Source organism: Psychrobacillus sp. FSL K6-4615, assembly GCF_038008225.1.
GTDB classification, from domain to species: domain Bacteria; phylum Bacillota; class Bacilli; order Bacillales_A; family Planococcaceae; genus Psychrobacillus; species Psychrobacillus psychrotolerans.
In genome coordinates, this window is the sequence record NZ_JBBOYQ010000002.1 from 150,195 (window position 1) to 160,339 (window position 10,145).

General features: G+C 34.6%; 7 protein-coding genes and 1 pseudogene. 7 read left to right on the forward strand and 1 reads right to left on the reverse strand.

What is annotated here, in order from left to right; genetic code table 11:
* The first annotated feature begins 48 nt into the window (after window positions 1–48).
* The 7 genes and pseudogenes from MKX53_RS19510 (at window position 49) to MKX53_RS19540 (ending at window position 8,444) form a co-directional block, all read left to right on the forward strand.
* A complete protein-coding gene (locus MKX53_RS19510) occupies window positions 49–1,773 on the forward strand; it encodes a hypothetical protein (RefSeq protein ID WP_340913678.1) in 1,725 nt (574 codons plus the stop codon).
* 185 nt (window positions 1,774–1,958) lie between these two features.
* Window positions 1,959–2,261, forward strand: coding sequence for a DUF4258 domain-containing protein (locus MKX53_RS19515; RefSeq protein WP_340913682.1), 303 nt, complete (start codon window positions 1,959–1,961; stop codon window positions 2,259–2,261).
* A gap of 120 nt (window positions 2,262–2,381) precedes the next feature.
* Window positions 2,382–3,527 (forward strand): hypothetical protein, encoded by a 1,146-nt coding sequence (locus MKX53_RS19520; RefSeq protein ID WP_340913683.1) that lies wholly within the window; start codon window positions 2,382–2,384, stop codon window positions 3,525–3,527.
* A gap of 1,083 nt (window positions 3,528–4,610) precedes the next feature.
* Window positions 4,611–5,876 (forward strand): replication initiation protein, encoded by a 1,266-nt coding sequence (locus MKX53_RS19525; protein ID WP_340913685.1) that lies wholly within the window; start codon window positions 4,611–4,613, stop codon window positions 5,874–5,876.
* Window positions 5,877–6,200: 324 nt separating this feature from the next.
* Window positions 6,201–7,013, forward strand: a complete 813-nt coding sequence (locus MKX53_RS19530; protein WP_340913688.1) for a GNAT family N-acetyltransferase — start codon at window positions 6,201–6,203, stop codon at window positions 7,011–7,013.
* A gap of 136 nt (window positions 7,014–7,149) precedes the next feature.
* A pseudogene (locus MKX53_RS19535) lies at window positions 7,150–8,012 on the forward strand (helix-turn-helix domain-containing protein).
* Window positions 8,013–8,066: 54 nt separating this feature from the next.
* Window positions 8,067–8,444, forward strand: coding sequence for a VOC family protein (locus tag MKX53_RS19540; RefSeq protein WP_340913694.1), 378 nt, complete (start codon window positions 8,067–8,069; stop codon window positions 8,442–8,444).
* A 209-nt stretch (window positions 8,445–8,653) separates the two neighbouring features.
* Here MKX53_RS19540 and MKX53_RS19545 read toward each other — a convergent pair whose 3' ends face one another.
* A complete protein-coding gene (locus MKX53_RS19545; RefSeq protein ID WP_340913697.1) occupies window positions 8,654–9,877 on the reverse strand; it encodes an IS110 family transposase in 1,224 nt (407 codons plus the stop codon).
* Window positions 9,878–10,145 lie beyond the last annotated feature (268 nt).

The following is a 10,145-nucleotide window of genomic DNA, read 5'->3' on the forward strand; positions in this document are numbered from 1 at the left end:
AACAAGGGGGAGGTATGAGTTTTTTTATTGGAAAAAAGGAGTGATTGAATGTCTACACATCGAAAGAGATATGCATTTCTTTATCTTTCTGAACAGTTAAACACAGCACAAATAAAAGAAATTACCAACATATGTACTAACTTAAATATTGAGTATGAATTGATCGAGAATCCAAAGGATTATCGTACGTGGGCTAAATTGGAAAACTCTATCAACCCCTCTTTGCTCATAACGGATATTGAATTATCCGAAGATGATTTTCATACACTCGACGCAAAGTTAGAGGATGCAGTTATTATATTGTTTGGTGATCATACAAAAGAAAAATATCATCAAAAGACTGAGAAGAAAACAAGTGAACAAAGTAATCTCATAAAGAAATGTAACGATTATGATGCATTCATAAAATATATAACTGTTTTATTATCAAAGAAATTTAAAATGAAGGTTTTAGGTACGGATAATCTATCTGCTGCTCCCACTACATTAAACAATTCGGATAGCACCCAAAATGAACAACAAACAAGTCCTACACCCGCTAAAGTAGAAAATGCTGAAAATATGAGACAAGAGCAACCTATAGAAAAACTTGCAATTCATACAGAGGGAGAGCAGGAACAAAAACTGACAAATGAACTTACATCCTCTCCGATAATAAATAAAGAGAATGGAGAAATAACAAGTGAACACAAAGTGGAGATGAATTTTCAAACTGCTGAAGATGAAATGGACGATAATGAAATGTCCGATAATCTCAAACTTATAACAGAAGCAGCACAACAAAAATCATTCAAATCTGCTCCAGGTCCAACACTTGTAACACCACAAGTAAATACTAATACTGTTGGCAAAGAAGTTCCTTCTTTTTCAAAAGAGGGGAAAGGGGATATAGATACGGAAGTAACCGAACTAATACTCCAAGAGGAAATACCGTATCAAGAACGGGCACGAGAAATACAAAAGAAAATGACTAGTCAAAGGTGGGAAGGACATCATACCGTGGGGGTATGGTCACCGCTTCACCGTATGGGTGTAACTTCGTTTGTTATTAACTTCGCCTTGTTTTTAGTTGAAAATAAAGTGCAAACAGCAGTTTTAGAAGGATTAACAGAACAGCATGCATTGAAAAGTTGGTTGGAAAGATATACAAATGTTCCGAGTGATTGGATTAGTTATGCTCAGGCACTCCTAGTAGATTCAGATGAAGAATGGAAATGGACATACCAAAACATAATGTTTCTACCGTTAGACAAAGAAGATACCCTCCGACATTGGGATGCTAACGCTTTAGAAGCTTACATGACTACAACTAACAAAATTGAAATGACTTTGGTAGACTTACCGACTGGAAAAATGACTTCCTATACAGAAGATTCCCTTCAGTATCTAAATGAATTATGGATTGTATTAGATGATTCGACACAAGAAATCTTAGCTTGGAAAGACTATATACAAGTAATAAGAGAACGCGTGGATATTCCTATTTATGTCGTATTCAACAAAGCTTATCCGTTTTCACAAGTATCCCGTTTATGTAAAGAATTACAATTACCTTTGCTCGTGCAATTACCTCCACTTCATGAGGAAACGATGATGAATTACTATGAGAATAAACCACTGTACTTGAAACAAGATGTACGTGCTAAATTAGAGCCGAAATATTTGGAAATTAGCAAACATCTATTTGGAAAAGAATTTCAGAAAAGCTCTAGGTTGACTGCTAAAGCGAAAAGAAATTGGTCGTTTAATTTTTTAAAAACGTTGAAGGGTTAGAAAAAGGGTGCTATATTTACAGTAGTTCTTATTTATTTAACTTTTTTGCAAACCATCTTCGGATAGGTTCTGCGGTGACGACTATTAGAGCGGTCTTTGGACTTAGAGTGATTTGTACATTTTCTTGTACAGGACTACTATGGCCAATGCCGCTCTTTTTTATTATGTAGAAGGGAGAGGATGAAATGGATATCAGAGCAATAAAAAAAGCACTTATGCAGGGTAAGATCCGTTTAACTAGCCATGTGCTATTGCGAATGGAAAAAAGAGGATACACCAAAAGAGATTTAATTGCGTGTATTATGAGTGGCGAAAAGACAGATACACAAATTTACAAAAATCGTGTATCTGTCATTATTGAAGGAGTAGATACAGATGGTTTACCAATGGTACTTGTCATTGGAAATGATTTTTCCAAACAAACAAAGTATGCATTAGTAACGGCTATGCCTCCAATTAACAAAAAGAGATTTAAGCAAGTGATTTAATCTAAAGACTTAGAGAAAGGGTGTTCAGAATACATGAGTAATCTTAGGAGAAGTAAGATACCAGGTTGGTATGAGTATACTAGAGAAGTATGTCCTATCTGCAATAAAACTGGAGGGTGTATGATCCATGAAAACGGAGAAAAGGTCGTATGTATTCGGAATCAAAGTAAAGTACAATTCTCTGTAAAATTTCCAAGTTGGATTCATAATCTTGTGGAACCAAAAAAGGTTACAAAAGCTAATTTTGTTCAAGGAAATAAGAAAGTGGGAGCAGCAAGCTTGAATAAAGCGTATGGAAGTTTGCTTGCTCAACTTACGTTGGAAGAAGCCGATTGTATGCACTTGATGAATGAAAAACGAAAAATGAGTCGTGAACAAATAGAAATCAGAGGGTATAAAACAACTTCGGAAAAACCATGGATAACGGTAAAGCAAATGGCTAAGCATATGCAACCGGAAGAACTAAAAGGTGTTCCTGGTTTTTATCAGAATGAATTCGGGTGGAGTTTTACTAGAGGAAATGGGTTCTTTATTCCTTATCGTAATGAGCGAAATCAAATTATTGGTTTTCAACTACGAGCAGATGTAGTACCTAATGAAGTGAAAGTTATTCCAGGTTCTTTCGATAACTTGCAAGCACGGGTTATTGAACAACCAAATCTGGTACAAATCATTATAGATGGCGAAATCATTGAAGAAGTTCGACTAGAAAAGAATGATAATGCTTATGGTGTTTATCAAGACGGAAAATATGGTCATGTATCCTTAGTCGATGGTCAAAAATATTTTTGGTTTAGTTCTGCAAACAAGCCGAACGGTACAGGAGCAGGAGATCCGTTGCCATATCATGTAGCTGTTCCGACTGAACAATTGAAGTATTGGCAATCAGGTAATTTACACAGCACAAAAGCAGTGTGGATTACAGAAGGTGGCTTAAAAGCGGATATTGCAGCAGAACATATAAAAAATGTGTATGATGCAGAAGAATTAATGGATGTAGGTTCTACCGTGATTGGAACACCTGGAATTAATACATGGCGCACTATTCTTCCTGCTTTAGAAGAAATGGGTGTCGAACGGGTGAATGTGGCAATTGATATGGATGTTATGTCTAATCCAGATGTAAGGTACCATTCGCTACAAATGATGGAGGAATTAAAAAGATTAGGATATTTGGTGAATATAGCAATATGGAATGAAGCTGACGGCAAAGGAATTGACGATATCTTCACAATCGGTAAATTTCCCCATTTGAAAAGGTGTTAGAAGTTATATTTTGTCTAGTTACAATTTAGTTGGAATGTAAGGATAAAAATCACCCCTCTTTTTTTCTGAGCGGTGATTTTTTTAATGAATACAAGAAACTTATTTTAGAAACGAATAGAGCAAAATTTTGTTCCCTATCTAGAACTTAAGAAAGAGATAATATTACTTGGTACTTTTATTTGAAATTTAATTTATTTTATTTATATAAGACTACTAATCTGTTTAGTTGTTTATACAATATGTTTATATTGTTTTATATGTTTATATTGTTTGTTTGTTTATATTGTTTGTGAAACGTGAAAAGCATTGGTATTACTAACTTTTTAATGATTAAATGCAACGGAAATGGTGTATATTGCAACGGAATCAGTGTAGAGTGCAACGAAATCAGTGTGAAGTGTAACGTGGATGGTGTAGATTACAACGCTAATGGTGTATTAATCATACAAAATTGGTGAGCAACTGCAACGGAATTGGTGTAAAGTGCAGCGGAAATGGTGTTATGGAGAGGAAATGCAACGGAAATGGTGTATTAGGGTATAAATGCAACGAAAATGGTGTTGAATTGATCTAAATGCAACGCATTTGGTGTGTTATTCATCAAAATTGAGTGTTTTTACCCGAAATGCAACACATTTGGTGTAAATAACAACAACCTGTTGCATTAATACATGGAATCCAGCCATAAAGAGTATTATTTTCTGTAATTGAACTGTCTATACCTGAAATGCAACACGTTAAGTGTAAATAACAACGACTAGTTGCATTAACACATGGATTGTAACTCATATAAGTATTATTCACCATAATTGAGCTGTTTATACGTGAAATGCAACACATTTTGGAGTAAATACTTGGACCTGACTTATGAAATGCAAACAATTTGAAGTATATTCACCAAGATTGAGCCGTTTATAACCGAAATGCAACACATTTGGTGTAAAGAACGATGAACTGTTGCATTAACTTATGAAATGCAACGGATTTGGTGTCTTTGTGGGAGGAAAAAGGTTTTTCGCCTAAATGCAACACTTCTTTTTGTTTATGTTATACTATTTTTAATATTCACGAGGCGGTGCTTGAATGGCTAATGTAGTAGAAACTGTAGAAACAAAATTAGTAGAGTTGTTAATAAATAAAGATAATACCGTTACAAAATCAAATTTACTAATTGAAGCTTCATATAAATTAACTGCAACACAGTTTAAATTAATTCAAACAGTCTTTTCTAATATTCAACCAAATGATATCTCTACCAATACATATATTTTTCCGATTAAACAATTTTTAGAGTTACTAGAGCTAAAAGGTCAGTCGGCTTATACTGAACTACGAAGTATGACAAGGGACGTTTTGAGTAAGCCTATAGATATAACTATTGAGGATGAAGCTGTGCAAATTAACTGGTTTTCTATGGTGAAATATAATTCTACAAAGGGAACTATTACAATTGAGATCCATCCTTTTTGGGAAAAATATTTATTGTCACTTACTAGCAACTTCACTTCATATAAATTGTTTAATATAACAAATTTGAAGAGTATATATTCTCTCCGCATTTACGAGTTGTTGAAGTCAAGGATAAACCTAAACTCGACTAGAACTATTTCTTTGCAAGAACTAAGAACAAAAATGGGAATAGAACCAGGACAATACCCGATGTACTCTAATTTTAAGCAGAGGATTCTTTTGCAAGCACAGAAAGAATTAAAAGCTGAATCAGATATTTACTTTGAGTTCAATGAAATTAAAAAAGGCCGCGCAGTTGATAAAATAGAATTCCATATTTTCCGTAACTCACGGAAAGAGGTGATCACACCGATTAATATAGAAAGTAATTTACTGGAACCAAACTTAAAAGAATTCGGATTAAAACCCAAAGCAATTAGTAAATTAGTGGAGAACTATTCTAAGGACCAGATTGAACGTAATATTGCGTATTCCAAGAATAAAGTCAATCTAGGTGAAGTGAATAATCCTGCAGCATATGTTAAAAGTGCAATTGAACAGGATTATGCTAATCAAGCATTAGTCTTACCCAAAAAAGTGGACAAGCAAGATCAACAGCTGAAGAATCTAATAGTTGATAACGTTAGTGTTAATAAAACAAGGTATGATATATCGGCAGAAGAGATGGAGAGGCACCTAATTGTAGTGAAGGAGCTTAAAGAATCACTTAGTGCAAAAGAAGAGGACATTAGAAATGAGATTTATAAACAACTAATGGATTATCAAAGATATCAAGATAGCACTTATGACAAATTAGTAAGTCCTAACCGTTTCACAGATGGATATATCCAAAACATCTGTAGAGAAGTATTAAGTAATTTATTCATAATTTCAGAATAACAGATAAGAGATTCCATTTGAGTACTAAATGGATTCTCTTTTTATTTGCTCTGTTAAAGGAAAAGGTTAATTAATCGTTAACGAAAATATAAATGGATCTTCCTATAAACATTGACACTGGATATTTATGTTAAAATAAATAGAAGATTGTGAAAGTGTTCACTTAAACTAACGCGGCAGTTTAGTTGAAGATTCGCTTTCCGAAATAATCATCGTAAAGCAACTGGAAAATAACAACTAGCAGGTTAGTTGAATAAGAAAAAATTTATTCATTGTTGAATTATTGTTGAACCAGTAAGTAACTTTTAGTTGGGGAGTGACAAGGTGAGCATAGTTGTAAAAAAAGAATTAGCAGAAAGATTGGAAAATGCAGAAATAGACGCTTTGAGTTCTAGACTAACAGAGATACAAAAAATTGATAGAAACCCAATGAGTGTGGAGATTAAAAAGTTTGGGAATGCAACAGCTTTTTCAGTAAAGAACATACCAGGTCCATCCTTCAATACAGTAAAAGGGTTAAAAGCAGGTGATGAAAAGCATATAGAAAAGATAATAGATTTCTATAAACAAAAAGAGATTCCTGTTCGTTTTGAACTAACTCCAGCACATACTTCTTCAGAATTGCTAACTTGTCTAAGTGAAGCAGGCTATTATCATAACGATTTTCATACAACTCTTTATACTCAGCTCTCAAGAGAATTGGCAACTATTGATAAGCTAAATGAACAAAAACTTACAATCCGTAAATTAAAAAGAAAGGAATTTGGTACTTTTGCTGAAATCTACATAAAAGGTTTTCAAATGCCGCCTTTCTTAAAAGACGGAATAGCTCAAAATAATGAAATACTTTATGACAGTGAAAATTGGACATTTTATTTATCTAGCTATGAAAACGAACCTGCTGGAATAGGGGTTTTGTTCGTAAATGACCGTATAGCTACTCTCGCTGCGGCGGCTACCATTCCATCTTTAAGAAATAAAGGAATACAGGCTGCTTTAATTGAACACCGTATCCTTCAAGCTAAACAACTAGAATGTGATTTAATTGTGGGACAAGCAAAATTTGGTTCTGTCAGTCAAAATAATATGGAAAGAGCAGGATTAAATATAGCTTATACAAAAGCAATATGGATTTAAAAATAAGATTCTTATTCAACAAACGAGTGCTTGAGTTTATGATCAAGAGCTACTTTTTAGCTCAGTTCTTATTAAACTAACACAGCAGGTTAGTTTAATAACAAGGCGATAATTATACTTTTTTGGGGGAGATACAATGAAAAAAGAATGCTCTTCTAATTTTGTTCTGAATGCAAAAAGTAAACAATTCTACTGGGAAGGTAATGGACAGCTTTCAATCAAAACATTCACTAATGGAAATGCTCATTACAAAACTAACAAAGGTTTTTTTGCTGTAGAGGAAAATAGATATCTACTTCTTAACAAAGGTCCTTATACAATATCAATTGACGAAGATAACGTTATTGAATCATTTTGTATTTTTTTTAAAGAAGGGCTTGCTGAAGAAGTTTTTCGTAATATAAATGAATCTACTATGATACTTCTTTCTGATCCTTTTAAAGAAATTGATTCAATTGGTTTTTTTGAAAAAACCTATAACACAGATTTAATTCTCTCTTCCCAAATTAAGACAATTAAAGATAATATAACTTTTTTTGAAAATGATCCACTTTGGTTAGACGAGCAATTTTTTAAGTTAATGCAAACTATGTTGTTTGAACATATCAATACTTTGCAAGAAGCTGAATCAATACTTGCCATCAAAAGATCAACACGTGAGGAATTATACAGAAGAGTAAGTATAGCTCATGATTATATAAGAGCTTTTTATAATCAGCCAATAAAGTTGCAAGACATAGCTCAAGTTTCTTGCTTATCGCCAAATCATCTACTAAGGAATTATTCACGGATATATGGTAAAACACCCCATGAACACATTTCGGAATTTAGAATATTAAAATCAAAACAACTTTTGTCTAAAATAGAATTTAACATAACGGATATAACATATGAGGTTGGATTCAGTAATCCTGCTTCCTTTTCTAAAATGTTTAAACAACATGTTGGAATTTCTCCTCTTCAATTTCGGAATAAAAAGTGATTTTGGATAAGAAATAAACAAACGAAATGTTTAATATGAAAAAGAAGATAAAATGAATGGAGGAATTAGTTATGGAAACAAACTTGATTCAAAAAATTGGTCAAATCGGAGTTCCGATAAAAAATGTAGAAAATGCAATTGCTTTTTATAAAGAAGCATTAGGACTACCCCTACTTTTTAGCACAGACAGAATGGCTTTCTTTGAATGTAATGGGCAAAGACTCTTACTTACTCTTCCAGAAAAAGATGAATTCGCCAATTCAAGTTCCGTTATATATTTCCAAGTTGAAAATATAAAAGATACATATGAAGAATTGAATAAAAAAGGAGTTTCCTTTATCGACCAACCACACGTCGTAGCAAAAATGAATCAAACAGAAACATGGATGACTTTCTTTAAAGATACAGAAGGAAATACACACGCTTTAATGAGCGAAGTACAAATTTAATTTTTATAAAGGATACCGTTAACAATAATGGTATCCTTTAGTTTATATTTTTTCTCGTAATTTACGGGCTACAAACTTCTTCGAATTATTCAACTCCCATGAAAATTAAAATCTTCGATTTTGAGAAAAAGGCAATACGAAATCGGACGCAGCTCAATAATTTTTTAAAAAAGTGCAGCGCCTAAATGAGAATTAAATTGTGGGTTGGACTAGGAGGCATTTGGCTCAGTGATTGTAACGTTGTAACCTAAGTTTTCAAGTCTTCGAACAGAATATCGTACAATCGATTGTTCTTTTTGTTTGTCAAAGTAATCTTCCCCTAAGTCTACGTACATTTCTTTGCGTGTTAGGAGATAATAGCTGATTCTTAAAATGGCATGAGCGACTGATATCCCTGCACGCTTTTTACCCTTTCTTGATGCAGTACGCCTATACAGGGCTCCCAAGTAGGTTTTGGATCCTCTAACAGAATGAGCTGCTTCAATTAATGCCGATTTCAAGTACTTGTTTCCTTTTTTCATGTTGGTTGATTTCCTCTTGCCCGCACTTTCATTATGTCCAGGTACTAATCCTGCCCAGGAACATAAGTGCGCCGAACTGGGAAATTGCTTCTCCACATCTGTACCGACTTCGGCTAAGATTTGTTCAGCCATTCGAGTGGCGATGCCAGGAATGGAATCCAATCGTTCTATATCTTCTTGATGGGAGGATAACCTAGTAGCCACCTCTTCGTTTAATAGCTCAATCTGCTCAGTTAGAAATTCTATATGGACCAGAATGGTTCTTAACATGAGACGTTGATGTGGATTGATATACCCTCGAAGAGCTAGTTCTAGTTCACTCTTTTTCTTCTTCATTGATCGGCGGGCAAAGCTGGCTAATTTCTCAGGATCATTTTCGCCATCGGCGATAGCACGAAGCATATCAAGCGACGAAACACCCATGATGTCGGAGACAACGGAACCGAGTTTGATATTCGCTCCTTCTAAAACCTTTTGAATCCGATTATGTTGTCTCGCACGCTCTTCAATAATACTTCGACGGTATCGAACCAACTCTCGTAATTCCCGCTGATTTCGGTCTGGAATAAAACTTGCTTTAAGTAGACCATGACGAAGAAGTTTGGCAATCCATTCGGCATCCTTTACATCGGTCTTGCGACCTGGTACTGCCTTCATATGTTGAGCGTTCACTACTAAAAACTCAATGCTCTCGGCTTCTAGCAAGTTAACAATAGGCTTCCAAAATACACCTGTACTTTCCATTGCTACGTGAGTACAACCATGCTCCTTAATCCAGTCAATTAACTGTAATAGAAATACAGTTTTAGTGGAAAACGTTTGAATCTCCTTTCCTTTAGGCGTAATAATACAAGCAGTAATGGAATCCTTATGGACATCCATCCCACAAGCACGTTCAATGATTACTTCCATGGTAATCATCCTTTCTACGGCAAATAGTATTGGAGGCTGGTGCAATAACCAGAGTAGGATTAATCTCCCATGAGTGCTTCCCGTAAGGGAGCGACAGTCTGTGATGCACCGTGGTCGTTGGAGTCAGACTAACGGATGGGCTCTATGGCACCATAGTTCATCGACCTTCCTCTCCCAGCCGTAGTATCCTATACCCAGGTTTTCACATTTTCATTCTCTGTGGTGTAGCGCTGATTTTGCGCTACATGGATGGCTAACGGGTGCTTTA

What these genes read in the sequence shown, in the direction of transcription:
- MKX53_RS19510 (WP_340913678.1), top strand. Translation starts at nt 49, where the DNA reads ATGTCTACACATCGAAAGAGATATGCATTTCTTTATCTTTCTGAACAG.
- MKX53_RS19515 (WP_340913682.1), top strand. Translation starts at nt 1,959, where the DNA reads ATGGATATCAGAGCAATAAAAAAAGCACTTATGCAGGGTAAGATCCGT.
- MKX53_RS19520 (WP_340913683.1), top strand. Translation starts at nt 2,382, where the DNA reads ATGATCCATGAAAACGGAGAAAAGGTCGTATGTATTCGGAATCAAAGT.
- MKX53_RS19525 (WP_340913685.1), top strand. Translation starts at nt 4,611, where the DNA reads ATGGCTAATGTAGTAGAAACTGTAGAAACAAAATTAGTAGAGTTGTTA.
- MKX53_RS19540 (WP_340913694.1), top strand. Translation starts at nt 8,067, where the DNA reads ATGGAAACAAACTTGATTCAAAAAATTGGTCAAATCGGAGTTCCGATA.
- MKX53_RS19545 (WP_340913697.1), bottom strand. Translation starts at nt 9,877, where the DNA reads ATGGAAGTAATCATTGAACGTGCTTGTGGGATGGATGTCCATAAGGAT.